This is a genomic window from Bradyrhizobium lablabi (assembly GCF_018131005.1).
Classification (GTDB): Bacteria; Pseudomonadota; Alphaproteobacteria; order Rhizobiales; family Xanthobacteraceae; genus Bradyrhizobium; species Bradyrhizobium lablabi_D.
The window spans coordinates 427,259-453,880 of the sequence record NZ_JAFCJK010000004.1 but is presented as its reverse complement, the minus strand read 5'-3'; the positions used below and the strand labels follow the sequence as shown (position 1 = coordinate 453,880).

General features: G+C 64.1%; 25 protein-coding genes. 6 read left to right on the top strand and 19 right to left on the bottom strand.

Going from position 1 to position 26,622, the window contains the following annotated elements; all coding sequences use genetic code 11:
* Positions 1-19: 19 nt before the first annotated feature.
* Positions 20-871, bottom strand: a complete 852-nt coding sequence (locus tag JQ553_RS15125) for an alpha/beta hydrolase (RefSeq protein ID WP_212500750.1) — start codon at positions 869-871, stop codon at positions 20-22.
* Positions 872-956: 85 nt separating this feature from the next.
* Between JQ553_RS15125 and JQ553_RS15120 the strand changes: the two genes are divergently transcribed.
* Positions 957-2,378, top strand: a complete 1,422-nt coding sequence (locus tag JQ553_RS15120; protein ID WP_212500749.1) for an amidase — start codon at positions 957-959, stop codon at positions 2,376-2,378.
* Positions 2,379-2,386: 8 nt separating this feature from the next.
* Here JQ553_RS15120 and JQ553_RS15115 read toward each other — a convergent pair whose 3' ends face one another.
* Entirely contained in the window at positions 2,387-3,019 is a 633-nt protein-coding gene (locus JQ553_RS15115) for a TetR/AcrR family transcriptional regulator (RefSeq protein ID WP_212500748.1), read from the bottom strand.
* 189 nt (positions 3,020-3,208) lie between these two features.
* On the opposite strand from JQ553_RS15115, the gene JQ553_RS15110 reads away from it, so the two are divergent.
* The 4 genes from JQ553_RS15110 (at position 3,209) to JQ553_RS15095 (ending at position 7,530) form a co-directional block, all read left to right on the top strand.
* Positions 3,209-3,415, top strand: coding sequence for a ferredoxin (locus JQ553_RS15110; RefSeq protein ID WP_066504325.1), 207 nt, complete (start codon positions 3,209-3,211; stop codon positions 3,413-3,415).
* Between the two features lie 90 nt (positions 3,416-3,505).
* Positions 3,506-4,705 (top strand): cytochrome P450, encoded by a 1,200-nt coding sequence (locus JQ553_RS15105; protein ID WP_409363068.1) that lies wholly within the window; start codon positions 3,506-3,508, stop codon positions 4,703-4,705.
* Between the two features lie 87 nt (positions 4,706-4,792).
* Complete coding sequence (locus tag JQ553_RS15100) at positions 4,793-6,124, top strand: MFS transporter (RefSeq protein WP_212500746.1); 1,332 nt, start codon at positions 4,793-4,795, stop codon at positions 6,122-6,124.
* 176 nt (positions 6,125-6,300) lie between these two features.
* Entirely contained in the window at positions 6,301-7,530 is a 1,230-nt protein-coding gene (locus JQ553_RS15095; protein ID WP_212500745.1) for a bifunctional alpha/beta hydrolase/OsmC family protein, read from the top strand.
* A 135-nt stretch (positions 7,531-7,665) separates the two neighbouring features.
* On the opposite strand, the gene JQ553_RS15090 is transcribed toward JQ553_RS15095, so the two are convergent.
* From JQ553_RS15090 to JQ553_RS15015, 16 genes are all read right to left on the bottom strand, one after another.
* Positions 7,666-8,721 (bottom strand): YeeE/YedE family protein, encoded by a 1,056-nt coding sequence (locus JQ553_RS15090; protein WP_212500744.1) that lies wholly within the window; start codon positions 8,719-8,721, stop codon positions 7,666-7,668.
* Between the two features lie 112 nt (positions 8,722-8,833).
* Positions 8,834-9,853, bottom strand: coding sequence for a zinc-binding alcohol dehydrogenase family protein (locus JQ553_RS15085; protein ID WP_212500743.1), 1,020 nt, complete (start codon positions 9,851-9,853; stop codon positions 8,834-8,836).
* Positions 9,854-9,889: 36 nt separating this feature from the next.
* The gene (gene paaK, locus JQ553_RS15080; protein WP_212500742.1) at positions 9,890-11,221 is read right to left on the bottom strand and encodes a phenylacetate--CoA ligase PaaK; all 1,332 of its coding nucleotides are present in this window, start codon (positions 11,219-11,221) and stop codon (positions 9,890-9,892) included.
* 23 nt (positions 11,222-11,244) lie between these two features.
* The gene (gene paaI / locus JQ553_RS15075) at positions 11,245-11,703 is read right to left on the bottom strand and encodes a hydroxyphenylacetyl-CoA thioesterase PaaI (RefSeq protein WP_212500741.1); all 459 of its coding nucleotides are present in this window, start codon (positions 11,701-11,703) and stop codon (positions 11,245-11,247) included.
* Between the two features lie 89 nt (positions 11,704-11,792).
* Positions 11,793-12,872 (bottom strand): 1,2-phenylacetyl-CoA epoxidase subunit PaaE, encoded by a 1,080-nt coding sequence (paaE, locus tag JQ553_RS15070; protein WP_212500740.1) that lies wholly within the window; start codon positions 12,870-12,872, stop codon positions 11,793-11,795.
* 128 nt (positions 12,873-13,000) lie between these two features.
* A complete protein-coding gene (paaD, locus tag JQ553_RS15065) occupies positions 13,001-13,504 on the bottom strand; it encodes a 1,2-phenylacetyl-CoA epoxidase subunit PaaD (RefSeq protein ID WP_212500739.1) in 504 nt (167 codons plus the stop codon).
* Positions 13,498-14,274 (bottom strand): 1,2-phenylacetyl-CoA epoxidase subunit PaaC, encoded by a 777-nt coding sequence (paaC, locus tag JQ553_RS15060; protein WP_212500738.1) that lies wholly within the window; start codon positions 14,272-14,274, stop codon positions 13,498-13,500. Before paaC ends, paaD begins: the two co-directional genes overlap by 7 nt.
* 132 nt (positions 14,275-14,406) lie before the next feature.
* Entirely contained in the window at positions 14,407-14,694 is a 288-nt protein-coding gene (gene paaB / locus JQ553_RS15055; RefSeq protein ID WP_212500737.1) for a 1,2-phenylacetyl-CoA epoxidase subunit PaaB, read from the bottom strand.
* An 11-nt stretch (positions 14,695-14,705) separates the two neighbouring features.
* Entirely contained in the window at positions 14,706-15,698 is a 993-nt protein-coding gene (paaA, locus tag JQ553_RS15050; RefSeq protein ID WP_212500736.1) for a 1,2-phenylacetyl-CoA epoxidase subunit PaaA, read from the bottom strand.
* 75 nt (positions 15,699-15,773) lie between these two features.
* Entirely contained in the window at positions 15,774-16,643 is an 870-nt protein-coding gene (gene paaX, locus JQ553_RS15045) for a phenylacetic acid degradation operon negative regulatory protein PaaX (protein ID WP_212500735.1), read from the bottom strand.
* 198 nt (positions 16,644-16,841) lie between these two features.
* Positions 16,842-17,609, bottom strand: a complete 768-nt coding sequence (locus tag JQ553_RS15040) for an alpha/beta fold hydrolase (protein WP_212500734.1) — start codon at positions 17,607-17,609, stop codon at positions 16,842-16,844.
* Between the two features lie 187 nt (positions 17,610-17,796).
* Complete coding sequence (locus JQ553_RS15035; protein WP_212500733.1) at positions 17,797-19,080, bottom strand: DUF445 domain-containing protein; 1,284 nt, start codon at positions 19,078-19,080, stop codon at positions 17,797-17,799.
* Between the two features lie 205 nt (positions 19,081-19,285).
* Positions 19,286-19,762, bottom strand: a complete 477-nt coding sequence (locus JQ553_RS15030) for a phasin (RefSeq protein ID WP_212500732.1) — start codon at positions 19,760-19,762, stop codon at positions 19,286-19,288.
* A gap of 185 nt (positions 19,763-19,947) precedes the next feature.
* Positions 19,948-20,541 carry a GNAT family N-acetyltransferase gene (locus tag JQ553_RS15025; protein WP_212500731.1) on the bottom strand — a complete coding sequence of 198 codons (594 nt, stop codon included), beginning with the start codon at positions 20,539-20,541 and terminating at the stop codon, positions 19,948-19,950.
* Positions 20,538-21,620, bottom strand: coding sequence for an alpha/beta fold hydrolase (locus JQ553_RS15020; RefSeq protein WP_212500730.1), 1,083 nt, complete (start codon positions 21,618-21,620; stop codon positions 20,538-20,540). The genes JQ553_RS15025 and JQ553_RS15020 overlap by 4 nt, the downstream gene beginning before the upstream one ends.
* A complete protein-coding gene (locus JQ553_RS15015; RefSeq protein ID WP_212500729.1) occupies positions 21,617-22,000 on the bottom strand; it encodes a hypothetical protein in 384 nt (127 codons plus the stop codon). The genes JQ553_RS15020 and JQ553_RS15015 overlap by 4 nt, the downstream gene beginning before the upstream one ends.
* A gap of 179 nt (positions 22,001-22,179) precedes the next feature.
* Here JQ553_RS15015 and JQ553_RS15010 point away from each other — a divergent pair, with 179 nt between their 5' ends.
* Positions 22,180-23,100 carry an alpha/beta fold hydrolase gene (locus JQ553_RS15010; protein ID WP_212500728.1) on the top strand — a complete coding sequence of 307 codons (921 nt, stop codon included), beginning with the start codon at positions 22,180-22,182 and terminating at the stop codon, positions 23,098-23,100.
* Between the two features lie 93 nt (positions 23,101-23,193).
* Here the strand turns inward: JQ553_RS15010 and JQ553_RS15005 are convergent, their stop codons facing one another.
* The gene (locus JQ553_RS15005) at positions 23,194-26,430 is read right to left on the bottom strand and encodes a bifunctional cytochrome P450/NADPH--P450 reductase (protein ID WP_212500727.1); all 3,237 of its coding nucleotides are present in this window, start codon (positions 26,428-26,430) and stop codon (positions 23,194-23,196) included.
* Between the last annotated feature and the right edge of the window lie 192 nt (positions 26,431-26,622).

Here is a 26,622-nt window from a genome sequence, read left to right as displayed (position 1 = left end):
CGCTCCTCACAATCAGGGCCTAGCCCGTCGTCCGCTCGAGCAACTGCCGGACCAGCGTCGTGATCCTGCCCTGCGGCGCCAGCATTTCGTTCATGACGGAGAAATGATCGGCGCCGGGGATCTCCTCATAGGTCACCGGCTGGCCGTATCGGGCGCGATGTCCCGCGAAATCCGCCGTCTGCTTGCGCAGCAGCGGCAGCTCGGCGCCGCCGACCACCAACGAGAGCGGCTTGAGCGCTCCGCCCCCCTGCATCATGGGCGAATTGCGCCGCGACATCGCTTCATCAAGGCCAAGCTTCTCGTTGAGATAGGAGTGTCGGATAGGCTCCAGATCGTAGATGCCGCTGATCGCCATGCCGGCCTTCACGAAAGGATGCGACAGCGCCATCGACGTCAGATGCCCGCCCGCGGACCAGCCCGACACCACGATCCCGTCGGCGGTTGCACCAAGGGTGGGCAACTGCTTCGCCAGAAATCCGATGCCGGTATGGATTTCGGCCACGATCTCGTCGAGTGTCGCATCCGGCGCCAGCGTATAGCCGATCAACGCGACATTAATGCCATGCGCCATCGGCCCCTCGGCAAATATCGTAAACACCTCCTTGGCGCGGTGCTGCCAGTAGCCACCATGGATGAACAGCAGCGTCGGCGCGCCGCCACGGGCCGTGAGAAAATCGATCCGGTTGCGTTCGCGCGGACCGTATCTGAGATCGAGATGCTGCGGGTGCTTCTGCCGCAGCGCCGCGGAGCGCTGCTCCCAACCCGCGACGATCTCGGCACTCCCTTTCACCGCGACGCCGTTGTTGAGGCCAAGGTCGCGCTGTTCCTGGCTCATCGCGTGCCAGTCGAGCGCGGAAAACTGCGTCGTCATCCCTGTCTCCAGTTGTCGTCGATTTGCCATGCCGGCGAAAAATGTTCTACAGCACTCGAAAGCGGAATGCATGGGAGAGACGCGCATGGCTGATCAAGGTTTGGTACGCGAAACGGCATGCGCCGTCGTCGAGAAGCTGAAAGCCGGCGAAGTCACCCCCCTCGATCTGCTCGACGTACTGGAAAGCCGCGTCGCCGAGGTTGACAGCAAGGTCAACGCGCTGCCTACCCCCTGCTTCGACCGCGCCCGAGAGCACGCGAAAGCGCTGATGCGGAAGCCGGCCGCCGAACGCGGGCTGCTCGCGGGCCTTCCAGTTCCGATCAAGGACCTCACCGATGTCGCCGGTGTACTCACTACGCAGGGCTCGCCGATCTTCAAGGACAGCATCCCGGCGAAGTCGGACATCCTGGTCGAGACCCTCGAGCACAATGGCGGCGTAATTTACGCAAAGTCGAACACGCCGGAGTTCGGCGCCGGCGCCAACACGTTCAACGAGGTGTTCGGCCCGACCCGCAATCCCTGGGACACTTCACGCTCGGCCGCCGGTTCCTCCGGCGGAGCCGCGGTCGCGCTCGCAACCGGCACCGCCTGGCTCGCGCATGGCTCCGACATGGGCGGCTCGTTGCGCAATCCGGCAAGCTTCTGCGGGATCGTCGGCTTGCGCCCGAGCATCGGCCGCGTTGCGCACACGCCGAAGTTCGGGGTCGACCGTACGCTCGGCGTGCAGGGACCGATGGCGCGCAATGTCGAGGACCTCGCGCTGCTGCTCGATGCGATGAGCGGGGAGCATCCGGCCGATCCGCTGTCGCTGCCGGCGCTGCCCGCGTCCTTCCTGTCGGCGGCGCGGTCGGGCCAAAAGCCGAAGCGCGTCGCCTATTCGCCCGATCTCGGCATCACGCCTGTCGATCCCGAAGTCAGGGCCGTGACGCGCAAGGCCGCGGAGCGTCTTGAGGAAGCCGGCGCGATCGTCGAGGAGGCGCATCCCGACCTCCGCGAAGCTCATGAATGCTTCCACGTGCTGCGCGCCTTCGATTTCGCGATCAGCAAGGCGGCGCTGCTGCGCTCCAGGCGCGACCTGCTCAAGCCCGAAGTCATCTGGAACATCGAGGAAGGGCTGAAGCTCAGCGTCGAGCAACTCGAGCGCGCCGAAGCACAGCGCGTGGCGATGACCGCGCGGACGCTTGCGTTCTTCGACACCTACGACCTGTTGCTGACGCCCGCGACCATCGTGCCGCCGTTCCCGGTCGAAAACCGCTATGTCGCCGAATGCGACGGCAAGAAATTCGACAATTACGTTGAATGGCTCGGCATCGTCTACGCAATCACGCTGGCCTGCTGTCCGGCGCTTTCGCTGCCCTGCGGCTTCACCGCGTCAGGCCTGCCGGTCGGTTTGCAGATGGTGGCAAAGCCGCGCGCGGAAGCTCAGCTCCTGGCCGGCGCGAACGTGCTGGAAGACATTCTGGGCCTGCGCGGCGCTACGCCGATCGATCCGCGGGCGCCGAAATAGCCAGCGCATCACGCCTTCTCTTCGGCCGCCTTCAACGCGAGCGAGAGCGCAAGTTTCGTCTGCTCGACGATTTCGTCCGCCAGTTGCTCGCGGCTGATCTGGGCCGACTCCCCGGTGAGCAGCCCCTGCTCCGCGAGCATCACGATACCATGCAGCCCGGCCCAGATCTTCAGCGCCTGCCGCTCGCGCAGCAGGCCGACGGCCGGCGCCTCGAACGCATCGATCAACAACGCAAGCGTTTCCATGGCCGCGGTGTGCAGCTCGCTGCCCTTTGGCGCGCAAGCCATGGTGCGCGACGCGAACATCAGCCGGTAGATGCCGTGGCGCTGCAGCCCGAAGGCAAGCGCCGCCTGCGCAAAACGCGACAGCTTCGATTGTTTGGACGGCTTCTCGACGGCCTCGCGCATGATCGCGTTGAACCGGCGAAAGGCTTCTGCGGTCACCGCCTCCAACAGCGCTTCACGATCGGCAAAATGCCGATACGGCGCCGGCTGAGAGACGCCGAGCTTCTTGGCCAGCGCCTTGATGCTGATCGCCTCGGGGCCGCCGAGTTCGACCTCCCGCAAAGCGGCCTGGATCAGGGCCTCGCGCAGGTCACCATGGTGGTAGGCCTTGAAAGGCTTGCTAACGATCTGTCCCATCGCGGTCATGATCCCTGAATTAGAGCTTGACGCGCAAGCCCAAGGATAATGTAATATGATATAACTTGGCGAGCCGGTTAAAAAGCCGTTCGTTCAAGCAAGATCAGCAAGCAAGATAAGCTTGCAAGATGACGGCATGAGGAATCCCAGCGCACCAAGAGCGCGCGTGAGCAAAGGGAGAGCGCTTGCATGTCCAAGCTGAAAATCCGTGTCGACCAGGACAAGTGTCAGGGTCACGCCCGCTGCAAATCACTCGCCCCTGAACTTTTCGAACTCGACGAATACGGTAACGCCCATGAAGTAGGCGATGGATCTGTGCCGGCCGGGCTCGAGGACAAGGCGTGGCTCGCCCAGACCAATTGCCCGGAGATCGCGATTGAAGTCACCGAGGAATAGCCGCGCAGCATCGTCAGTTGAGATAACTCGCGTTTGAGCGAACGAGCAGGAGGAAAGCACCTGATGTCCGATTCCGAGTCCGCGAGCTTCATGCCCGAACATCCGCCGGTCACCGACTGGGTCCACGATTTCGACCATACCGATCCGACCTGGACGGAGAACCCGTTCCCGATCTGGGAACAGTTGCGGGCGGCATCGCCCGTCGTGCATACCGAGCGCTTCCTCGGCTGCTACATGCCGACGACCTATCAGGCGGTAAAGGAGATCGCCTACGACACCGAGCATTTCTCATCGCGCCGCGTCATCGTGCGCGACGTCCGCCCCGACATCACCGCAAGGGCGCCGCCGATCACCTCCGATCCGCCCGAACACAAGCCGGCCAAGCAGTTGCTGCTGCCGCCGTTCACGCCGGACGCGATGAAGAAACTCGAGCCGCGGGTTCGCGCCATCTGCAACGAGCTGATCGACGGCTTCATCGCCGACGGCCGTTGCGACGCCGCGGCTCACTACACCAAGCATATTCCGGTGCGCGCCATCGCCCACATGCTCGGCATTCCCGAGAACGACGGCGATCTCTTCATCAAGTGGATCCATGAGATCCTCGAACTCGGCATCAAGGACGACAGCATATTGATGCGCGCCGTGCAGGACATGACCGGCTACTTCGCCGGCCATCTGGCGCAGCGCAGGCAGCGGCCGAGCGATGACCTGATCTCGACGCTGATGCAGGCAAAGGGGCCGGACGGCCAGCCGCTGCCCGACGAGCATGTGCTCGGCTCGCTGCGCCTGCTGCTGATCGCCGGCATCGATACCACCTGGAGCGCAATCGGTTCCTCGCTCTGGCACCTCGCCAAGACGCCAGCCGACCGCGAGCGCCTTGTCGCCGAGCCCAAACTGATCCCGACCGCGATCGAGGAATTCCTGCGTGCCTATTCGCCGGTGACGATGGCGCGCGAGGTAATGAAGGAGGCCACGATCAGCGGCTGCCCGGTGAAGCCCGGCAACATGGTGCTGCTGTCGTTCCCGGCGGCCAACCGCGATCCCGCAGTTTTTTCGGATGCAGATAAGGTGGTCATCGACCGCAAGGAGAACCGCCATGCCGCCTTCGGCCTCGGCATCCACCGTTGCGTCGGTTCCAATCTGGCGCGGATGGAGATGACGGTGGCGATCGAGGAGTGGCTGAAGCGCATCCCGAACTTCCGCCTCGACCCGGCCGGCAAGGTCACCTGGTCGGAGGGCACAGTGCGCGGCCCACGCCAGCTGCCGATGCTGTTCGGCAAAAACGCCTGACGGACAGGCCAAGGCAGGTTACATCGCGCCACTGAAGAAGGTAGCTTGGCCCCGGGAATCAACAGAAGGGTCCCGGGAGACCAGGCTATGACCGATCAAACCGCTCAATCCGCGAGCGACCACCTCGACCACCTCGATCTCCGCGACGTCGAGCGGCGGGTGAAGGCGATTTTCATCGGTTCGGTCGGCAATCTCGTCGAGTGGTACGATTTCTATGCCTATACGGCATTTGCGCTCTATTTTGCGCCCGCGTTCTTTCCGCACAGCGACCCGGTGGTGCAGCAGCTCAATGCCGCGGTGCTGTTTGCCGCGACATTCCTGATGCGCCCGCTCGGTGGCTGGCTGTTCGGCTTCATCGCCGACCGTCACGGCAGGCGGTTGTCGCTGACGCTGTCCGTCGTCTGCATGTGCTTCGGCTCGCTGATCATCGCGGTGACACCGACCTTCGCGACCATCGGCTTTGCCGCGCCGGTGATACTGGCGGTAGCACGCATCATCGAGGGCCTGAGCCTCGGCGGCGAATATGGCGCAAGCGCCACCTATCTCAGCGAGGTCGCCGACCCCCGGCACCGCGGCTTCTACTCCAGCTTCCAGTACGTCACGCTGATCGGCGGCCAGCTCACCGCGATCATCGTGCTGTTGCTATTGCAGAAGGTCTTCCTGACGCCTGAAGAGCTGAAGGCCTGGGGCTGGCGGATCCCCTTCGTGATCGGCGCCCTGCTCGCAATCGTCGCGGCGGTGATGCGGCGCAGCCTGCACGAGACCGAGGCTTTCGTCGAGGCGAAGAAGGTCTCCAAGCCGACCGGCTCGATCCTCGCCCTGCTGCACTATCCGCGCGAATTGCTGCTGGTGGTGGGCCTCACCGCGGGCGGGACGGCGGCGTTCTACACCTTCACCACCTACATGCAGACCTTCGTCAAGCTCTCGGTCGGCCTCACCGAGGACGAGACTACCCTAGTGATCTTCGGCTCGCTGATCTTCGCGACCTTCCTGCAGCCGGTATACGGCGCGATCTCCGATCGCATCGGCCGCAAGCCGCTGTTGATCTTCTTCGGTGTCGTGGGAACGCTGGCGACGATCCCGATCCTGACCGCGCTCAAGGACACCAAGTCGCCCTTCATCGCCTTCCTCCTGATCTGCGGTGCCTGGATCTTCGTCGCCGGCTACACCTCGATCAACGCGATCGTGAAGGCCGAGCTGTTCCCGACCAATGTCCGCGCACTGGGCGTCGGCCTGCCCTATGCCATCACGGTGTCGCTCTTCGGCGGCACCGCGCCCGCGGTCGCGCTCTATTTCAAGAGCATCGGCCACGAGGACTGGTTCTACTACTATCTCAGTGGCATGATCTTCCTGTCGCTGCTCATCTATTCGACGATGCGTGACACCAAGCGCGAATCGGCGATGCATCGCCACGAGTGACGGTGCGTGCGGGCGGTGACCTCGCGTCCTAACCTCTCCCTTGGAAAGGGGTCGGCGTGGAGCGCCGGGTGGGGGCCAAGGTCCCTTGATAGACGGCAATCCTCACCCAATTTTCTCGCTATGCTCGAAATTCGACCTCTTCCCCTGGAGAGGCAGGAGTCATCCCGGAGTCAAAGATGCCGATCGAACGCTTCCAATTCACCGGCTCAGAAGGCCACCAGCTCGCCGCGGCCCTCGATACGCCCGACGGGCCGATCCGAGCCTACGCGCTGTTTGCACATTGCTTTACCTGCGGCAAGGACGTGCTGGCGGCCAGGCGCATCGCGGTCGCGCTCGCGGCCAGGGGCATCGCAACGCTGCGGTTCGACTTCACAGGCCTTGGCTCGAGCGAGGGTGATTTCGCCAATTCGACGTTCTCATCGAACGTCGCCGATCTCGTCCGCGCCGCCGGTCATCTGCGCGAGACACGGCAGGCGCCCACGATCCTGATCGGCCACAGCCTCGGCGGGGCGGCGATTCTCGCCGCCGCCGGGCAGATTCCGGAAGCGAAAGCGGTGGTTACCATCGCAGCGCCCTCTGATCCCGCCCATGTCACGCATCTGTTCAAGGACAAGGTCGAGGATATCCGCGCGCAGGGCGAGGTCGAGGTGTCGCTGGCCGGCCGTCCCTTCCGCATCAAGCGCGAATTCCTCGACGACGTCGCCGAACACAGGCTGACGGAGCAAGTCGCGCAATTGCGCAAGGCCCTGCTGGTCATGCATTCACCGACCGACGATACAGTTGGCATCGACAACGCGACCCATATCTTCGTGGCAGCCAAGCACCCCAAGAGCTTCGTATCGCTCGCGGGCTCCGATCATCTGCTGAGCGGCAAGCAGGATGCGGCCTATGTCGCCGACGTGATCGGCGCCTGGGCGGCGCGCTATGTCGACCTCGGCGCGCCACTGTCGAACGCGGCGAACAATGCGGCCGAGGCGCCGCGCAATGTCGTGGTGCGCGAGACCCGCAACAGCAAACTTCAGCAGGTCATCACGACGGGACCGCACCAGATGCTGGCCGACGAGCCGGTCGCGGTCGGCGGCCAGGATAGCGGGCCCGGTCCCTACGACTTCCTGCTGGCCGGGCTCGGCGCCTGCACCTCGATGACCATGCGCATGTATGCCGATCGCAAATCCCTTCCGCTCGACCGCGTCACCGTGACGCTCCATCACAGCAAGATCCACGCGAAGGATTGCGATGAATGCGAGACGCGCGACGGCATGCTCGACCAGATCGACCGTGTCATCAAGATCGACGGCACGCTCGACGCCGATCAGCGTAAACGACTGATGGAGATCGCCGACAAATGCCCGGTGCACCGCACGCTCACGTCGGAGATACGGATCGTGACCAAGGGCGCAGAGTGATGCGCGGCCAGAGCATTGTCGGTTCTGATTGAATCAGAACCGAAGCTCTGGATTCTTGTCGTGACGCAATTTCTTCACGCAAGCCGGTATCCACTTCGCTCGAGGGCGCTATAGAGTAAAGCGCCGCGCCGGACGCTACGCCGCCGCCAGCGGCTGCACCCGGAGCGCACCGCGCAGGCCGGCGGCCGTGCCGAGCAATATGCCGGCGACAGCAACGAGGGATGCGAGCGACAGCGTCGACAGCCCCGTCAGGCCTTGCCCGACCGAGCAGCCGAACGCCATCACGCCGCCCGCCCCCATCAGCGCGGCTCCGCCGGCCGAGCGCAGCATGTGGCGCGGCGACTGGAAGCCCTCGAGGTGGAAGCGTCCGGTGGCGAGCGCCGTGACGAGGCTGCCGGCGAACACGCCGAGCACGGTAACGATGCCGAAATTGAGCGTCGATCCCGTCGACAGCATCACATACTGCAGCGCGTCGGCGATCGGCGCCACGAAAGTGAGCGATGCCACCGGCGTTGGATTGAAGTCATCGGCGCCGAGATAGCCGGTCGCATACCAGCCGGCGGCTACCAGCAGACCGACGATCAGGCCGGCTGCGACCTGGCCGGCCGATTGCCGGAACGGCGCGTGCGCAAACGCAAAGATGATCAGCGCAGCACTTAGCACCGATGCCGCGGCCATCCGCGCCAGCACGGCACCGAAGCCGAGGCTCGCGAGCAGCGCGGGCACCGAATTGGCCGTGGTCGTCACCTGCGATGCCTGCAGCATGGCCATCCGAGCCGGGGCGATCAGCCCTTTCAGCGTCATCTCGGCGAAGATGCCGAGCACGATCACGACCACGAAGGAGCGCAGATTGCCACGGCCGAGCAGCACCAGCGCGCGCGAACCGCAGCCGTTCGACAGCACCATGCCGTAGCCGAACAGCAGGCCGCCGAGGAACATGACCGGCGCGGAGAACGACGACTGCAGGTAGATCGACTTGCCGAGATCGACGAGGCCGGCCGCCGCGAGCAACTGCGAGGCAGCGATAGCAACCCCCATCGCCAGCGCATAGGTGCGGACCAGCCGCGCGTCGCCTTGCACCCACCAGCCGCGCAGGCTGCTCATCATGCAGAAGCCGCTGAGCAGACCGACCGAGCCATAGATCAGGCCGATGATCAGAGCGGAGAGGATGACGATGGTGGCGACGTCCATTGACTTTCCTTGAAGAGCCTTTCGTCATTGCTGGCGAAGCGAAGCAATCCATGTCGCCACGAAGGGAGAGAATGAATTGCGTCGTCGCTTCGCTCCTCGCAATGACAGCAGGTTACGGCCGCAGAATCACGCGGTCGCGCGACGAGCCGGCGACGGCAACGAACGCCGCCTTGGCCTGCTCGAGCGGATAGATCGCGCTCGGCTTGATCGGAAACGGCCTTAAGTGCCCGCTGGCAAAGCCAGGCGCCAATTCGCGCAGCACCGCACCGGTTGCGGCCGACGACAGGCCGAGCGTATCGATCCCGACATAAGTGTGCTGGCCGCGATAGAATTCGAGGATGTTGAATTGCACGATGCGGTCGACTGCCGCGATCAGGATCTGGCGGCCGCGCAGCGCCAGCGACTTGTGCGCCGCCTGGAAATAGGGATCGCCGACCGTGTTGTAGACGATGTCGGCGCCCTTGCCGCTGGTCAATTCGCGCATGCGCGCTGCGACATCGGTCGTGGAGGCATCGATCACCTCGACGGGCGAATTGGCGTGGCCCTCATAGAGCTCGCTCTTGCGCACCACGCCGATCACGCGTGCGCCGTGCCAGCTTGCGATCTGGACCGCGGCCTGGCCGACCTTGCCGTTGACGCCCATCACCAGCACAGTCTCGCCTTGCGTCGGCAAGCCTGCGCGGCGCAGGCCCTCCATTGCGGTGACGAAGGGCACGCCGATCCCGGCTGCCTCCTCCCACGAAATGCCGCCGGGCTTGTCCACGACAGCATCGGCTTCGACCACGAGATGCGTGGCATGGGTGCCGTCGCGGCGGATGCCGAGATCGCCCGATGAGCCGAACACCTCGTGCCCGATAAGCCCCACAGGACCGTCGATCACGATCCCCGCATAGTCGCGTCCCGATGTCCGTGGGAACACGGCGTAGGGCATCAGCCCGGTCGCGGCCTTCACATCCGACGGGTTGACCGCGGCCGCCTTGACTTTGATCAGCAGATCACTCTCGCCGCGCGAGAGCGGATGCGTCTCGACCACTGGCGCCACCGCCGCTGCGTTTTCAGCCTTCGCCAAGAGACGCACGCAGCGCGCCTCGACGGAGATGGGACGTGCGTCGGACTTGGGGGCCACCGGCATTGGGATAGTCCTGCTTCCTCTCTCAAGAGGCAGGAGTTACCCTTTCGGCCGCTTGTCGTAAACACGTTTCGCCTTGCCGAGCGAGCGTTCCAGCGTCTCGGGCGCAACGGCTCTCACGCGGGCGGTGATGCCGATCGTGTTCTTGATGAAGACCGAGACCTTCTCGGCATGCGCGACGAGGCCGCCGCCGTCCCAACTCTCGGGACGCGCTTCGGCCAGCACTGTCATCTCGTCCATGCGGCCTTCGCGGGTCAGCTCGATGACGAAATGGCCGCCGCACCAGTCGGTCGCGAGCAGCGCTTCCTCGATCTGGGTCGGAAATACGTTGACCCCGCGCAGAATGATCATGTCGTCTGAGCGCCCGGTCACCTTCTCCATGCGCCGCATGCCCGGCCGCGCGGTACCGGGCAAGAGCCGCGTCAGGTCGCGGGTGCGGTAGCGGATGATCGGGAAGGCTTCCTTGGTGAGCGATGTGAAGACGAGCTCGCCCTTCTCGCCGTCAGGCAGCACCTTGCCGGTCCCGGGATCGATCACCTCGGGATAGAAGTGATCCTCCCAGATGTGCAGGCCGTCCTTCGTCTCCACGCACTCCTGCGCGACGCCCGGACCGATCACCTCGGAGAGGCCATAGATGTCGGTGGCATCCATGTCGAAGGCCTGCTCGATCTCGACGCGCATCGCGTTGGTCCACGGCTCGGCGCCAAAGATACCGAATTTCAGCGACGACTTGCGCGGGTCGAGGCCCTGCTTCTTGAACTCGTCAAGGATCGCCAGCATGTAGCTTGGCGTCACCGTGATGATGTCGGGCCGAAAGTCGTTGATGAGCTGCACCTGCCGCTCGGTCATGCCGCCCGAGATCGGCACCACGGTGCAGCCGAGCCGCTCGGCGCCGTAGTGCGCGCCGAGCCCCCCGGTGAACAGGCCGTAGCCATACGCATTGTGCATCAGCATGCCGGTGCGCCCGCCGGCGGCGCGGATCGAGCGCGCCATCACCTCCGACCAGATGTCGATGTCGCCCCTGGTGTAGCCGACCACGATCGGCTTGCCGGTGGTGCCCGAGGAGGCGTGGACGCGGACAAGCTTTTCGCGCGGCACAGCGAACATGTCGAAGGGGTAGTTGTCGCGCAGATCCGTCTTCACCGTGAACGGAAATTTCGAAAGATCGGACAGATGCCTGAAATCGGATGGATGCACGCCCACCGCATCGAACGCCTTCTTGTAGTGCGCGACATTGTCGTAGGCATGCTTGAGCGACCAGGCGAGCCGCCTGGTCTGCAGCGCCATCATCTCGTCGCGCGAGCTGCGCTCGGCGTCATCGAGTTCGGCGCGGTAGCCGCTGTCCTTGACCTTGAGTTTTGCCGTGGCCATTGCGCGTTTCCCCTCGAATCGATCTATTCTGTCTTGGTGTCCGTCTCTGGCAGCCATGTGCCCGGTATCACGCGCGAATGGCCGCGGAATTCGGCGATCACGCTGTCGCCGGCGGTGACGCGGACGTCGTAGATTCCGGAGCGACCGCTGCGCGAGATTTCGCGCGCGACCGCGACCAACCGATCGCCGAGCCTTCCGGGCCGGATGAAGGTGATATCGCCCTGCGCGGCCACCGCTCGCTCATTGTGGCTGTTGCAGGCAAAGGCAAAGGCGGAGTCGGCGAGCGTGAAGATGAAGCCGCCATGGGCGATGCGCTGTCCGTTGACCATGTGCGGCTGCACCGTCATCGCCATAACCGCAAGCCCTGGCTTGACATCGACGATCTCCATGCCGAGCCCCTTGCTCGCGTCGTCCTCCTTCCACATCGCGTCCGCGCAGGCGCGGGCCATGTCCTCAGGCGATAGCGTGGCCTTGACGTTCACATCGAACTCCCTGTGACCGGACCCGTTGCGGCGAGCCTCGTGATTTTCAGTGCCAGTGTTGAATGCGACACCACAGGTGTCAACGCGAGTTAGACGTGGTCGTAGTCAACCACGACCTTGCCGGAGCACGGCTTGGCCTGGCAGGTCAGGATGAATCCCGCCTTCAGCTCCCATGGCTCCAGGGAATAGTTCAGGTCCATCGCGGCATCGCCCTCGACCAGCTTGGCGCGGCAGGTCGAGCACATGCCGCCCTTGCAGGCGAAGGGCAGGTCCATGCCGGCGCGCAACGCGGCGTCAAGGATCGACTCGCCGTCGGCCACCGGCACCTCGCGGCGCTTGCCGTCGATGATCAGCGAAGCCATCGCCTTCGGCGGCGCACCAGCCGATACCACCGCTCTCGGTCGCGGCTTGCCGCCGAACTCGGAGACGAAACGCTCGACGTGAATGCGCTCGTCGGCGATGCCGATGTTGCGGCACGTCGCCTCGATCGTCTCGCTCATCCCGGCCGGGCCGCAGATGAAGACATGATCGATGCTTGCCGCAGGCACCAGCGAGCGCAGCAGCACCCTCACCTTCTCGCCGTCGAGCCGGCCGTGCAGGATGGGAATGTCCTGCTCCTCACCGGAGATGACGTGGAACACCGAGAGCCGCTGCATGAAGCGGTCCTTCAACTCCTCCAGCGCCTCGCGGAACAGCATGCCTTCGGCCGAGCGGTTGCCGTAGAACAGGAAGAATCGGCTATCCGGTTCACGCGCCAGCACGCCCTTGACGATCGACAGGATCGGTGTGATGCCGCTTCCGGCCGCAAAGCCGACATAGAGCCGCGCCTGATCCGGCGCATGCACGATGCCGAAACGCCCCGTCGGCGTCATTACGTCGAGCTCGTCGCCGGCCTTCAGCTCGTCCGCCGCCCAGTTCGAGAACGCGCCGCCGTCGACCTTCTTCACCGCGATGCGCAGCTCGCCGTCATCGGGGCCGGAGCAGATCGAATAGGAGCGGCGGATCTCTTCGCCGTCCATGGTGGTGCGCAGCGTCAGGTACTGGCCAGGCGTGAATCTGTAGTCACCTTCGAGGTTCTTCGGGATCGCAAACGTCATGGAGATCGCGTCCGGCGCCTCTCGACGCAGATCGTTGACGGCCAGACGATGAAAGCGCGGCGCGACGGACATCTGCTATCTTCTCCCGTCATTGCGAGGGGCGAAGCGACGAGGCAATCCACCTCTCATCGCGCGAAAACATGGATTGCTTCGCGTCGCTCGCAATGACGATGTGCTTGTTGAAATGGCTTCGTGCATGCTCAATGACACTTGAAGTAATCGAAGGGTTCACGGCAGCTCTTGCAGCGCCACAGCGCCTTGCAGGAGGTCGAGCCGAACTCGGACAAGAGCTCGGTATCGGCGGAACCGCATTGCGGACAAGGCACCTGCTGTGCGCCGAACAGCGCGCGGCGGGACGAGCCCGGCAGCGGCGGCGCGATGCCGTAGTCGCGAAGCTTGCGGCGGCCGTCCTCGCTCATCCAGTCGGTGGTCCAGGCCGGCGACAGCACCGTGCGGATCGTCGGCGCGCGGATGCCGGCGCGCTCCAGCGCCAACTCGATTTCGAGCGCGATCATGTTCATCGCGGGACAGCCGGAATAGGTCGGCGTGATCGCGACCTCGACATGACCGTCGCGGACTGCCACGTCGCGCAGCACACCGAGATCGGCGATCGTCAACACCGGGATTTCGGGATCGACCACCTCTGCGGCCGCGCTCCAGGCGCGCTCGCGCAAATCTGCGTCGCCGATCGCGCCCGTCACCATGTGGCCCCCGGAAAGGTCCGCTGCAGTGACTGTAGCTCGCTGAGGAGATGACCGAGATGCTCGCTGTGCCGGCCGCTGCGGCCGCCCTGCTGCATCCAATCGTTGTTCGGCAGCGACAGCGTCGCTTCGCCGGCGACGCCTGTGACTGTTTTCAGCCATTGCGACCGCAGCGACGCCGGATCGATGGCGATGCCGGCATCAATCAGGCCGCGCTCGCTGTCGTCGACCGCAAACATCTCGCCGGTATAGGCCCAGAGATCGTCGATCGCGGTTTGCGCGCGGCGGTGGCTCTCTTCCGTGCCGTCGCCGAGGCGGACGATCCACTCGGATGAATGCCTCAAGTGATAGGCGCTCTCCTTCTCCGATTTCGCCGCGATTGCGGCCAGCGTCGGGTCCGAAGACGCCATCATTGCACGCCAGTAGAGATCGGCAAACGCCGCGTAGAAGAACTGCCGCACCATGGTGCGGGCGAAGTCGCCGTTGGGCTGCTCCAGCAGCAAGAGATTGCGGTACTGCCTGACGTCGCGCAGATAAGCGAACTTGTCTTCGTCGTTGTTTCTGCCTTCAACCCTGGCGGCATAGGTGTAGAGCTCGCGAGCCTGGCCGAGCAGGTCGAGGCCCATATTGGCGAGGGCCATGTCCTCTTCCAGCATCGGAGCGTGGCCGCACCATTCGGAGAGCCGGTGGCCGAGGATCAGCGCATCGTCGGCGCGCCGCAGCGCGTAGAGCACCAGCGGCGTCTCGGAGACTGTGATGTTGGCGGTTGCCATGTTCTCGCATCCTGTATCCATGCACTCAGACCTCATCCTGACGAGCGCCGTAGGCGCGTTTCGAAGGATAGGCCACGGGCCTCGTGGTTCGAGACGCGCTTTGCGCTCCTCACCAAGAGGGGAGAGAGAAATTCACATATGCCCGACTTCGTCAGGCACGTCGTAGAACGTCGGATGACGATAGATCTTCGATTCCGCCGGCTCGAACATCATGCCCTTCTCGGACGGATCCGACGCGGTGATCGCGCTCGACGGCACCACCCAGATCGACAGCCCCTCGCCGCGGCGGGTGTAGATGTCGCGCGCGGCCTGCAGTGCGAGCGTGGCGTCGGCCGCGTGCAGCGAGCCGACATGCTTGTGCGCGAGCCCATTGCGGCTGCGGATGAAGACTTCCCAGAGCGGAACGTTCGGCGTGGCCATTGTCGTGTCCCCTATTCTGCGGCCTGCGCCAGCTGGCGGTGCTTGCGCTTCCCGGCATGGGCCATGGCGGCCTCGCGCACCCAGGCGCCATCCTCATGCGCCTTGCGGCGTGCGGCGAGGCGATCGCGGTTGCAGGGACCGTTGCCGGCGAGAACCTGGTTGAACTCGTTCCAGTCGATCGGGCTGTATTCCCAATTTCCTTTTTCGTTCTGTCTCATGTCGGGATCGGGAATCGTCAGGCCCAGGAACTGCGCTTGCGGCACGGTCGCATCGACAAATTTCTGGCGCAGCTCGTCGTTGGAGAAACGCTTGATCTTCCATTTCGTCGAGTTGTCGCTGTGCTGGCTGACTTTGTCCGGCGGGCCGAACATCATCAGCACCGGCCACCACCAGCGATCCAGCGCATTCTGCGCCATCGCCCTTTGCTCCCTGGTGCCGCGACACAACGTCAGCATGATCTCGAAGCCCTGGCGCTGATGGAACGATTCTTCCTTGCAGACGCGGATCATCGCGCGCGCGTAGGGACCATAGGAGCAGCGGCACAGCGGGATCTGATTCATGATCGCGGCGCCGTCGACCAGCCAGCCAATCGTGCCGATGTCGGCCCAGGTCAGCGTCGGATAATTGAAGATCGAGGAATACTTTGCCTTCCCCGCAAGCATCAGGTCGACCAGCTCTTCGCGCGCGCTGCCGAGTGTTTCGGCGGCGGCATACAGATAGAGCCCGTGGCCGCATTCGTCCTGCACCTTTGCGAGCAACGCCGCCTTGCGGCGGAGCGTCGGCGCGCGTGTGATCCAGTTGCCCTCGGGCAGCATGCCGACGATTTCGGAATGGGCGTGCTGGGAGATCTGCCGCGTCAGCGTCTTGCGGTAGGCCGCCGGCATCCAGTCATTGGGCTCGATGCGTTCGTCGGCATCGATCCGCGCCTGGAATTGCGCAGCCCGGGCTGCGTCCTCAATCCCGCGATCGTCGCCGTCGGACGTGTTGAGCGCCTGCGTATACATGGCGGACCTCCCGTGATGTTGTTCGCGGCAATATATAACACAATTTTTGATATGCAAGATATTTATGTAATATATTCACGCACCCTCAAAACGGCGAGCAACCGCCCCGTTCGGTTTGGGCAGCGGCCCTTCCTCATTGGTTGCGTGCCGGTCAAGCCATTGTTCGGACGACGAAAGCAGCCCGCGATAGATTTCGCCGCAGAGTTTTCGCGCCGCCCTGCCCGGCCAGTCCTTCGGCAACAGCTGATACGGCAACAGCGGATCGCGCAGCACGACACGGCGATAGTGATGGATCAAAAGGATCCGCGCAGTGAAGGCGTCGGCATGGGCGAGCGCCTCGCCGCGGCCGATCCAGCCACGTAGCGGCTCGAACGACGTCATGAATTTCAGATAGGCGTCGGCGGTGCGATCGAGGGGCCAGCTCTCGCTGAGCAGTCGCCGTCCGCTGTCGTCCTCCGCGGCAACTTCGAGGCGGATCGCGCGCGCGGCCTCGTCGGGGATCGGCACACCCGACGGCGCGACCCACACGCCGGGGATCGGACTGCCGAACCCTGCGTTCCTGAGCGCATCGCGCGAGGCATCGCGGTCCTCGGCATTGCCGATCAGCAGCAGTTCGAAGCGCCCGGTCCAATCCGATGGCGGCGGGTCGTAGACGTGCTTCATCGCGGTATCAAAGGTATGTCGGCCCTTCGCGTTCAGCCGGTAAAAGCTGTTGCGACCGACCTTGTTGCGCTCGAGCCAGCCATCGGCGGCAAGCCGCGACATCGCGGTGCGCACCACGCTGCCGTCGATGTCGAGCGACTTGAAAAACTCCAGCAGCGTGCCGAGCCACACCGAGCCGCCGCGCGGCACGATGGCGTCGCCGAACATCGTGATGACGATCGAGCCCGTGCGCGACGGCTCGCGCTTCAATTGATCGATGATGCGCTCAAGCGGCTGCGGCATGCTTCAACGCATACCGCGTTTTCAGGATTCGCGACAACGGCGGCTAGTGGTCAGCATCGGGGGCCGCATCCTTCGAGACGCGCCCAAACGGCCGCTCCTCAAGATGAGGTCTTAGACCCTCATGGTGAGGAGCGCGGCATCGCCGCGCGTCTCGAACCACGAGGCCGAGGAATGCGCGGCGAGGACTTGCTCTAGCCTCTATCGATTGGGATCCGGATAGACCATGCTGCGCCAGCCGCCGCGATCGAACGGCGCCCATTCGCCCTCCGGCTGCGCGAGGCGATCGGCGACGGCGTAAACGGCGGCCGGATGGTGGCCCATGCCGCAATGGCTGCTCTCGACCTCGATGCTCTCCGACATCGCCGACGCCTTTTCCCGGCAGCCCTGCCAGGCGCAGATCCCGTCGGTGCGGCTGAAGATGGCGGTGGTCGGCACGGGAGGCGCGCCGGCAAGCGAGCCGCCGAAGCGCGGATCCTCGTCCTCGGCGCGGCGGCCGCTCGCCATCTCGTAGACCCGCCACGCATTGGTCGCTTTCGGGCTCGAGGCAAACGGGCTGCCGAGCGTGATCACCTGGCGCACGCGCTCCGGCATCATCTTGGCGAGCTGTCGCGCATAGAGACCGCCGAGGCTCCAGCCAATCAGCGACACCTTGCGGCCGCCAGTGTCGCTGACCTCCTGCAGCAGGTCGACCATCGCCTGCTGCACGCCGGGACGGAGACCAAGGTTGCGCCCCTGACGCCAGCCGCTGACGGCGTAGCCCTTGCTCTTCAGGAAGCTGCGCAGCGGACGCGTCGACATGTCGGACGCGACGAGACCCGGCAGCACCAGAACGGGATGCCCATCGCCGCGCGGGGCGAGGCTCAACAGCGGCAATGCACCGAGGAAGGCACCGAGTTCATTGATTGCGCGACCTTCCAGAAACATCAGCGTCCTGGACGGCGGGCGAAGCGTCTGAGCAGTGGACATTTGAGCTCCTGTGCGGGTCGGCCCTTGATGTCTCGGCAGCCGGCCATGGGTCAGCATGATTGACGCAAAGCTGATGGAATCGTTCCGCAACGCAACAATCTGTCGTTAAAGCTAGGAAACCGAACACTTCCTTGCAAGCGACCCAGCTCACACTTGCGACAACTAAAGCGTTGACGTGCCTAATTGGTCACAGCAGCCGCAAGGCATATTCCAGCGTATAGAGCGCAAGCCCGGCGAGCCCTCCGATCACGGAGCCATTGAAGCGGATGTATTGCAGGTCCTTGCCGACATTGACCTCGATGAGCTGCAACAACTGCTCCATGTCCCAGGCCTTCATCTGGTCGGCGATGAAGGTCGAGACCCCGCTCTTCTGTTCTGCCACGACCGTGCGCAGGATCGCGACGAGGCCCTGGTTGATTTCGCCGCGCAGCTCGGCATCGCCGGCGAGCGCTTCGCCAGCCTCGACAAACATCCGCGCGAGTTGCTGCTGCAGAACCTGCGACTCGCCCGACGCGCTGCGCTCGATGAAGTCCTTCACATTCGACCAGATGGCGCGCCCGAGATTGGCGAGCTCGGGCCGCGCCAGCAGATCACGCTTCAGGCCGTTGATGCGATCAGCGAACGCCTTGTCGCCGCCGAGCCGTTCGACGAAGGAGAGCAGCATCCGGTCGAATTCACCACGGAACGGATGCTCCGGATCATTGCGCACCTCCTCGAAGAATTTCGTGGCCGAGGCGATGATGCGGTTCACCACGAACTTGTCGGCGCGATAGAGCTTGAGCAGCGTCGGCATTTCGGCGCGGACCTTGTCACGGATCACGGCCATGGTCTCCTGCCGCGTCAGCGTCTGGTGCATCACGCGCAGTATGTCGTCGAGCAGGCCCTCATGCTTGCCTTCCTGCACGAAGCCGCGCAGCGCGCCGGCGGCGATCGGCGCAAGATCGATCGACAGTATCTGTGCGGTGACGCGGCGGTTGATGAACTTCAGCAGGCCGGACGTCTCGGTGGCCGCGAACGCTTCCGGCAGCATGCGCAACACGAAGCGGGCGAGGTCCTCGGCGCGTTTGCGATCGCGCAGCCACTCGGCGATGAAACTGCCGAAGTCGATCTGGCGCAGCTTGGCCTCGACCGGTCCGGCCTCCAGGAAATTGTTTTCGATGAATTCGCCGAGCTTCTCGGCGATGCGCTGCTGGTTGCTCTGGATGATCGCCGTGTGCGGGATCGGCAGGCCGAGCGGCCGCTTGAACAGCGCGACGACGGCGTACCAGTCGGCGAGCCCGCCGATGGTTGCGGCTTCCGCAAAGGCGGCGATAAAGCCGAAGGCCGGATGCACCGGCAACAGCGACCTGGCGACGATGAAGATGACGAAGGTTGCAGCGAGCACGCCCGTCGCCAGCCACTTCACGCGACGCAGCTCGGCTGCGCGTTCTGCGTCGGCAGCGGTCACGACGAAGGTGGCGGGAAGGGTCATGGCGACTTTCGATTGAACGACGACCCTCATCCCGAAGGAACGGCGCCGCGCCGCGTCTCGAAGGATGAGGCCCGTATCGTGCCCTCATGGTCCGAGACGGCGCAAGGGCGCCTCCTCACCATGAGGGGATGTATCGGAGCCCGCTCAAAAAAGAAGGCCCGCAAACCGGCGGGCCTTGGAAAAGCGCAATTTGGTACCGGCGCGATCAGGCCGTCTTGCCGTAGACCTTGGCGAAGTTGTCCTGCGCGGTCTTCGCACCGTCAGCGACGAGCTTGCCGAGATACTCGGTGGTGGCCTTCGCCCGCGAGACGAACACCTCGCCGCGCGCGCGGACCAGATCCGACTGGATCCGGGCGGCTTCGCTCAGCGACTTCGCCGAAGCGAGCTGGTCGATACCGGAGAAGAACGCCTCGGCGTCCTGGTAGAGCGCCTGCTGAATGTTGCGGCTGATCTTCGCAGCTTCGGTCACCGAACCCGCGACAGCGGACTCGATCACGGCAGTCACTTTCTCCGAACCGGCATGCAAGTCAGCGGCGCGCACCTTGGCGGTCTCGGCCTGCTTCTTCACGAAATCACGGGCGGCTTCCGGAACTTCCATGTTCTGGAGCTTGGTGAACGCCTCGGTGACGGGCGCGAAGGCTTCCTTGACGCTGTTCAGCACAGAATTGGTCTCTGTGGTCATTCGGGTCTCTCCATCCTCAGGTTTGAGCTATGGGCTCACCCCGTCCGGATTGGCCCGGGGCGAATGCGTTGTGCCATACTTAATGGTGCGGCGCAACAAACATGTTGCGACGCGATATCACGAGTCCGTGATTTGCCTGACAATCTAGCAATTTGCCTGCGGAACCAGCAGCGCGCGGTATCCAGCTATTGCTGGACTGCTCCGGGGAGCCCGTAGGCTTCCATTTGCGCCCGGACCAGTGCCACGTTATGGCCAAGCATAACGATATCGTGCGGCTTGCCGTCAGCGTCGCGGACGTGGTCACGCAGCAGGGCCTCCGCCTTGAAGCCGAGGCTTTCGAACAACGCGATTGCCGCCCGCTGATCGACCGTCATCTGCACCGAGAACTTCTCCAGCCCCGCGCCCAGCGCGATCGCGAAGGTCTCCTGCGACAGCGCCCGGCCAACGCCCTGCCCTCGGACATCGAGCGACACCACCATCCTGATTTCGCCGACATGGGGCGACCAGGAATGCGGATCACGCACCAGCGTGCCGCAGCCGACCACCTTGCCGTCCTTCACCGCGAGCAGGCTCGTGATGTCACCCCGCTCGATCTCGTTGATCCAGGCCGACAACACCTTCGGCTGGCTGATATTGCGCGGCAGGAACAAGAGATCATGCGTGGGCAGCTTTTGCGCGAAGGCGAGCACGGCGGCCTCGTCGGCCCGCGTCATCAGGCGGAATTCGATGTCGCCAGCCTCGGTCTTGACGTGACGCGGGTAGGAACGTTGTTCGCTCATGTCGATCTCTCGCCCAACCAGGAATCCAGTTTCGGCCACAGCCGCTTGATCGCGTTGGCGCCGGCGACAAGGCTGACGTGACCGCCTTTCAGCATCACCTCCTCCTTGTCTTCGGAGCCGATCTTGGTGATCAGGTGCTTGGCTGCGTCATATGGCACGATGTGATCGTGCTCGGCGACCGCATGCAGGATCGGTACCTTGATGCTCGCGAGCTTCGCCTCGCGCCCGCCGACGGTCATGGTGTCGTTATAGAGCTTGTTGTCCCACATCAGATCCTTGGTGATGGTGCGGAAATATTCGCCGGCGAGCGGCAGCGTATCGGTCGCCCAGCGGTCGAACATCCGGTACGACATGACGAACTCGTCGTTCCAGATGTTCTCCCAGAGCTGCACCTGGCTGGCCGCGCGCGAGGCCGGCCGCAGCATCTCGAACGACTGCAGAATGAGCTCGGGCGGCATGTTGCCGACGCTGTCGAGCAGGCGATCGACATCGAAATAGCGGCGGTCGGCAAAATTCGAGAACAGCTTCATCTCCCGGAAGTCGATCGGCGTAGTGAAGCAGATCAGGTTCTTCATTGGCCCGTCGCTGAAGATCGAGCCGTAGAGCAGCGAGAGCACGCCGCCGAAGCAATAGCCGATGACGGAGACCTCGGTTTCACCGGAATCCTGCTGCACGCGGCGGACAGAGTCCGGGATGAAGTCGAGGACATAGTCCTCCATGCGAAGCGATTTTTCCTCCGGCTTTGGCGCAGTCCAGTCCAGCATGTAGACGTCGTAGCCGCTCTTGAGCAGGAACTCGATGAAGCTTTGGCCTGGCACCATGTCGAGGATGTAGCCGCGGTTGGTGGTGGCCATCACGATCAGCACCGGGACGCGATAGACTTCGCTCGCGAGCGGCCGGTAGTGATAGAGATTCATGGTGCCGCGCGAATGCAGCACATCCTTCGGCGTCGAGCCGAGTGAGGGGCCGGAGGTCGAGAAATACTCCACGCCCTTGATGCTGCGCTGGATCGCGCGCTGCACCTCGGTCTGCACCCGTTCCGAGATCGATGCGAAATCAAGCCCGGTGGGAGCGTTCATTTCGGCTCTCCCTCGGATGGCGGACGCTTGGTGCGCGGTGGCCGCGGCGCGGCGGAATGGCCGGCGCCGGACGCTAACGAATTGTGGTGCACCTGCTGGAGCATCGCCTTGATCTCGTTGAGCTGGCCCTCGATCGACTGCAGGCGCTCAGCCATGCCGACGAATTGCGCGCGGCTCGGCAGGTTCATTGCCAGCAGATATTTCTCCATCAGTTCGGAAAGCTGCTTCTGGGCCCCGGCCGCGACGCCGCCCGCCTGGTTCATCGCCTTGGAAAATTCCGGCGATGACATCGCCTGGTTGGCGAAGGAGTTGAATCCCTTCTCCATCTCGCCAATCATGGTCCGCCAGATCATGGCGGGATCGTTCCCCTTGTCGGCCATTCGGCGCTCCTCCACACCACGTTCGAGCGCTTGCCACGCTTCCGATCTTTGGCGCCATACCACACCGTTGGCGCGAGCCGGTCAACTGCGCGGCAACGTCTGCGACGCCGAAAGCCTTCTGCGGCGCGTCAAACCGTGGCATAGAGGGTCCTGACCGCGATACCATCAGGGGACCGCCCGTGACCACACTCACCCATCAGCCGCCGCAGATCATCCGAGCCAATGGCATCGACATCTGCTACGAGATCTTCGGTGACGCCGGCTCGGAACCGCTGCTGCTGATCATGGGCCTTGGCGCCCAGATGATCCTTTGGGACGACGATTTCTGCCGCCAGCTTGCCGCGCGGGGCTTCCGCGTTATCCGCTTCGACAACAGAGACATCGGCAAATCCTCGCGGATGACTGGCGGCAAGCGCCTCACAGCCTTCGAACTGCTCAAGCTGCGCTTCCTGAAGATCCCGGTCGCCGCTCCCTACAAGCTGATCGACATGGCGAAGGATACGGTCGGGCTCATGGATGCGCTCGGCATCAAATCGGCGCATCTCGTCGGCGCATCGATGGGCGGCATGATCGCGCAGGAGATCGCGATCTCGTTCCCGGAGCGCGTGCGTTCGCTGACCTCGATCATGTCGACTACGGGCAATCCCAAGGTTCCGGGACCAACCCGCGAGGCTGCCGCAATGCTGATGGCGCCGCCGCCGGCCACCAAGGAGGAATTTTTCGAGCGCTTCGCACAGACCTGGAAGATCTTGCGCGCCGGCTCGTTCCCCGAGGATGAAGCGCTTGACCCGGAGCGCGCGAGGCGCATCTTTGAGCGCGGTCTCAATCCGGCCGGCGTCGGCCGCCAGTTCCGCGCCATCCTGGCCTCCGGCAGCCGCAAGGCGCGCCTGGGCGGCGTCAGGGCGCCGGCGCTGGTGATCCATGGAACCGTCGATCCGCTGGTGCGGCCCGAGGGCGGCAAGGACACCGCGGCCTCGATCCCGGGGGCAAAGCTGTTGATGATCGAAGGCATGGGTCACGCGCTGCCGATGCCCATGTGGCCACAGGTCATCGACGCGATCGACCGGCACGCGCATGGCGCTGCCGCGAAGGCAGCGTGACGTCCGGCGAATATTTTCGGCATAGCTCTGCGCTTGCTTCGAACGGCGTCTCGCCTCGTCGGAGAGCCCGGGGCTCTGGGGCCGTTGCCGTTGCTACCCGCCCGCCCACACGTCCAGCACGTAGCGGTTCTTCGCGCCCATCTCGTCGATCCAGCGCGCGGCCGCCTCCGCGTCAGCACCGGAGCGTTCGCGATAGATCGACATCAGGGTCGCCTTGACGTCGGGCTCCATCCTGCTGCCGTCGCCGCAAACATAGACGATCGCGCCCTTCTCGATCAGGCCCCAGACGCGATCCTTTTCCGCCGCAAGTACGTGCTGCACATAGGTCTTCGGCCCGCCAGCGCGGGAGAAGGCAGTGTACAGGTCGCAGATGCCGTCCCCGGCAGAGGCCTTCAGCTCGTCCGCGTAGATGAAGTCCTGCTCCGGATGCCGGCAACCGAAGAACAACATCGCCGGACCCAGCGTCGCGCCCCTTGCTTTACGTGCGGCGCGCTCCTGCAGGAAGCCACGGAACGGAGCAAGCCCAGTGCCCGGGCCGATCATGATGATCGGTACCGTATCGTCGTCGGGCAGGCGAAAGCCCGCCTTGGTCTCCTTCACAGTCGCATGGACGGTGTCGCCGGTGCGGCGGCGCGCCAGATAGTTCGAACACACGCCCTTGTAGATTCCGCGGCCCGAACTTGCCGGCGCCTCGACCACGCCGACCGTGACGCTGCAGCGTTGCGGTTCACCCGCCGGCGACGATGAGATCGAGTAGTAGCGCGGCGCAAGCAGCGAGAGCATTTCAAGGTAGATATGGAACGGAAGCTCGCAGGCCGGACACTCCTCCAAAAGGTCGAACACCGATTTGCGTTTTCCCAGCACCTCGGCACGATAGAGTTCGGCAGAGACGGCGTCGTCGCCGACATAAGCCATGAGCTTCGGCTTGGTCACCGGGCAGCGGGTGTGCTCGGCCATGATTTGGATCTGCTTTCGTGTCGCGACCTGCTGCAATTCGACGAACTCGGTGAGCAGCCGCCCGACCGAGACCGCGTTGCCGACAGGCAATTGCGCGCGGCGGCCTTCCGAGACTTGCAGACGGATTTGATCGGCCGGCAGGAAGCCGAAACGGCGCGCGACGGAATCGACCAATGTTGGATCGTTGCGCGGAACGACGCTGAGGTGATCGCCGACGCGATATTTCAGATTTGCCGGCAGCTCGACCTCGATATGACGGGTTGAACGCTCCGACGGATCGGCGCCGGACTTCGTCTGCAGCTCGTTGTTGACGAGCACCTTCATCGGCACCGCGCCGCCCTGGGTGACGATGGTGTTGACCGCGCCCTGCGGCACAGGCTCGATGACGTAGAGCGGCTCGTCCTCGGCGGTCCGGGTGAAATTCCAGTCGATGCCGAATTCCTTGGTCGCAACCTTTGCGGCCTCCGGGAACCATTTCTGGAACTGGCCGTCGAGATCGCTGCGCGCATCGCCTTCGCCGCGCGGAAACACGGCGCGCGCGCCGTGCGCGGAGAGCTGCTCGTCGATGAAGCGCGGCACCGACTGGTAGGTCGCGGCCCAATCGCTGTTGCCGCAGCCGAACACGGCATAGCGCACCTTGGCGAAGGCATCCTTCGGCAGGTCGCCGCCGAGCCATTTGACGAATTGCGCGGCATTATCGGGCGGCGCGCCGTTGTAGGAGGCGCAGATGATCAGGACACCGCCCTCCTCCGGCAGCTTGCCGACGTAATCATCCAGCGGGCCGAGCCGGGTGACAAAGCCGTTGATCTCGGCGAGGTCGGCCATGCGAGTTGCCAGTTCCTCGGCCGAGCCGAGGTTGGAGCCGTATAGCACCAGCATCGGCGTGTTGTGGCCGGGACGCGTGGCCGGCGCCTTTGCCGCCTTCGGCGCGGCGGCGATTGCGCTCGTGCTGCCGGCGAACGCACCGCGGTCCTGATCGGTGCGCGGCCGCACCTTGATCTTGAAGCCGTCGGGCTTGACCGTCAGCGTCTCCTTCAGGTGCATCTGGTAGCGGTGCACGTCGATCAGCTTGAAACGCTGCAAGATCATGCCAATCGCCAGCGCCGCCTCGTGCATCGCAAAGCCGCGACCGATGCAGGCGCGCTGGCCATTGCCAAACGGCTTCCAGGCGTTGATCGGGCGTTTTGCTTCGGCCTCGCGGCTGAAATTCTCTGGATCGAACTTGTCGGGGTTCGGGCCCCAGACGCTCGGGTCGCGGTGCAGCGCCATCACCAGAATGGTGATGAAGGTGTTCTTCTTCAGCTTGTATTTGCCGCCGCCGATGGTCTCGTCGTTCATCGGCGCGATGCCGTAGGCCGGCGCCGGCGGCCACAGCCGCAGTGCCTCTTTCAGGCATTGCGTGATGTAGGTGAGCTGCGTCACCTGCTGATAGGTTGGCTTTGCGGTGATGTCGGGGCCGAGGACGCGATCGACCTCCTCATAGGCCTTCTTCAGCACCTCGGGGTTCTTCAGCAGCGCATAGATCGTGCACGACAACAGGCCGGAGGTGGTCTCGTGGCCGGCAATCAGGAAAGTGTTGATCTGGTAGCGGATGTTGACGTCGTCGAGCTGCTCGCCGGTGGCGCGGTCGACGCCGGTCATCATCGCCGCCAGCATGTCCTTCTTGTCGTCGGTCGCATCCGCACCGCCGCGCCGCTCGGCGATGATCTCGTCGACCATCTTGTTCATGAACGCGACGTCCTCGGCGAGTGTCTTGCGCCGCTTCTGCATCCACAGGCCTTCGAGCGGCAGGCCGCGCGTCATCATGATGGTTTCGAGCGAGCGCACCAGCGATTCCACGAAGGGGTGGTAGTCGCGGCGGTAGAACGAGTTGAAGCGGTAGTCGAAGCCGCAGAGGCCGATCGTGTCGAGGGTGAGCGCCGTCATGTCGTGGACGACGTCGATCTCCTCGTCGGCGTTCAGCCGCTCCCACTTCTTGACGAGCTGTTCGGCGATATCGACCATGCTCGGATGGTAGGACTGCATCGCACGATTGCCGAAAGGCTGCATCAGGATGTTGTGCGCTTTGCTCCAGTTCGGCTCCTTGGTGTCGGCGGTGAACAGACCGTCGCCGCCGACCGCGCGGACGCGGCGCAGCGAGCCGCGCACCGCCTTGTCGAAGCGCTTCTCGTCGGAGAGCTCGTCGACGAGGTCATGGCCGGAGACGACGACGAGCGGCGCGCCCATCATGTCGAGCCAAAAGATCGGCCCGAGCTCTTTGGAGAGCCGCACCAGGTCCTGCACGGGCGCCGTCGAATCCAGCGACAGCATGTTGCCGACCACCGGTTTTGTCGGCGGATGCGGGATCGGACTCAGTCTGTTGCCGGACGCCATGTTGGAAGTTTCCCCCTGCCTGTCTTTCCACCGTCATTGCGAGAAGCTCGTGACAAAATTGCAAAGCAATTTTGCGCTGAAGCGACGAAGCAATCCACGCCTCATACGAGGATTGTTTCGCGGAGCCTGTCGTCGGGCGCGCATTCACGCGACCCTGTGGCTCGCAATGACGGCCTACGGCGGTCGTACGTG

Excerpts from the sequence above, each read along its gene's own strand:
- JQ553_RS15030 (WP_212500732.1), bottom strand. The coding sequence starts at position 19,762 with ATGACCACAGAGACCAATTCTGTGCTGAACAGCGTCAAGGAAGCCTTC.
- JQ553_RS15025 (WP_212500731.1), bottom strand. The coding sequence starts at position 20,541 with ATGAGCGAACAACGTTCCTACCCGCGTCACGTCAAGACCGAGGCTGGC.
- paaE (WP_212500740.1), bottom strand. The coding sequence starts at position 12,872 with ATGTCCGTCGCGCCGCGCTTTCATCGTCTGGCCGTCAACGATCTGCGT.
- paaC (WP_212500738.1), bottom strand. The coding sequence starts at position 14,274 with ATGGCAACCGCCAACATCACAGTCTCCGAGACGCCGCTGGTGCTCTAC.
- JQ553_RS15020 (WP_212500730.1), bottom strand. The coding sequence starts at position 21,620 with ATGAACGCTCCCACCGGGCTTGATTTCGCATCGATCTCGGAACGGGTG.
- JQ553_RS15120 (WP_212500749.1), top strand. The coding sequence starts at position 957 with ATGGCTGATCAAGGTTTGGTACGCGAAACGGCATGCGCCGTCGTCGAG.
- paaD (WP_212500739.1), bottom strand. The coding sequence starts at position 13,504 with ATGGTGACGGGCGCGATCGGCGACGCAGATTTGCGCGAGCGCGCCTGG.
- JQ553_RS15105 (WP_409363068.1), top strand. The coding sequence starts at position 3,506 with ATGCCCGAACATCCGCCGGTCACCGACTGGGTCCACGATTTCGACCAT.
- JQ553_RS15085 (WP_212500743.1), bottom strand. The coding sequence starts at position 9,853 with ATGCCGGTGGCCCCCAAGTCCGACGCACGTCCCATCTCCGTCGAGGCG.
- JQ553_RS15110 (WP_066504325.1), top strand. The coding sequence starts at position 3,209 with ATGTCCAAGCTGAAAATCCGTGTCGACCAGGACAAGTGTCAGGGTCAC.
- JQ553_RS15035 (WP_212500733.1), bottom strand. The coding sequence starts at position 19,080 with ATGACCCTTCCCGCCACCTTCGTCGTGACCGCTGCCGACGCAGAACGC.
- JQ553_RS15115 (WP_212500748.1), bottom strand. The coding sequence starts at position 3,019 with ATGGGACAGATCGTTAGCAAGCCTTTCAAGGCCTACCACCATGGTGAC.
- paaA (WP_212500736.1), bottom strand. The coding sequence starts at position 15,698 with ATGTATACGCAGGCGCTCAACACGTCCGACGGCGACGATCGCGGGATT.
- paaX (WP_212500735.1), bottom strand. The coding sequence starts at position 16,643 with ATGCCGCAGCCGCTTGAGCGCATCATCGATCAATTGAAGCGCGAGCCG.
- JQ553_RS15100 (WP_212500746.1), top strand. The coding sequence starts at position 4,793 with ATGACCGATCAAACCGCTCAATCCGCGAGCGACCACCTCGACCACCTC.
- paaK (WP_212500742.1), bottom strand. The coding sequence starts at position 11,221 with ATGGCCACGGCAAAACTCAAGGTCAAGGACAGCGGCTACCGCGCCGAA.
- JQ553_RS15095 (WP_212500745.1), top strand. The coding sequence starts at position 6,301 with ATGCCGATCGAACGCTTCCAATTCACCGGCTCAGAAGGCCACCAGCTC.
- JQ553_RS15015 (WP_212500729.1), bottom strand. The coding sequence starts at position 22,000 with ATGGCCGACAAGGGGAACGATCCCGCCATGATCTGGCGGACCATGATT.
- JQ553_RS15090 (WP_212500744.1), bottom strand. The coding sequence starts at position 8,721 with ATGGACGTCGCCACCATCGTCATCCTCTCCGCTCTGATCATCGGCCTG.
- JQ553_RS15125 (WP_212500750.1), bottom strand. The coding sequence starts at position 871 with ATGACGACGCAGTTTTCCGCGCTCGACTGGCACGCGATGAGCCAGGAA.
- JQ553_RS15005 (WP_212500727.1), bottom strand. The coding sequence starts at position 26,430 with ATGGCGTCCGGCAACAGACTGAGTCCGATCCCGCATCCGCCGACAAAA.
- JQ553_RS15040 (WP_212500734.1), bottom strand. The coding sequence starts at position 17,609 with ATGTCCACTGCTCAGACGCTTCGCCCGCCGTCCAGGACGCTGATGTTT.
- paaB (WP_212500737.1), bottom strand. The coding sequence starts at position 14,694 with ATGGCCACGCCGAACGTTCCGCTCTGGGAAGTCTTCATCCGCAGCCGC.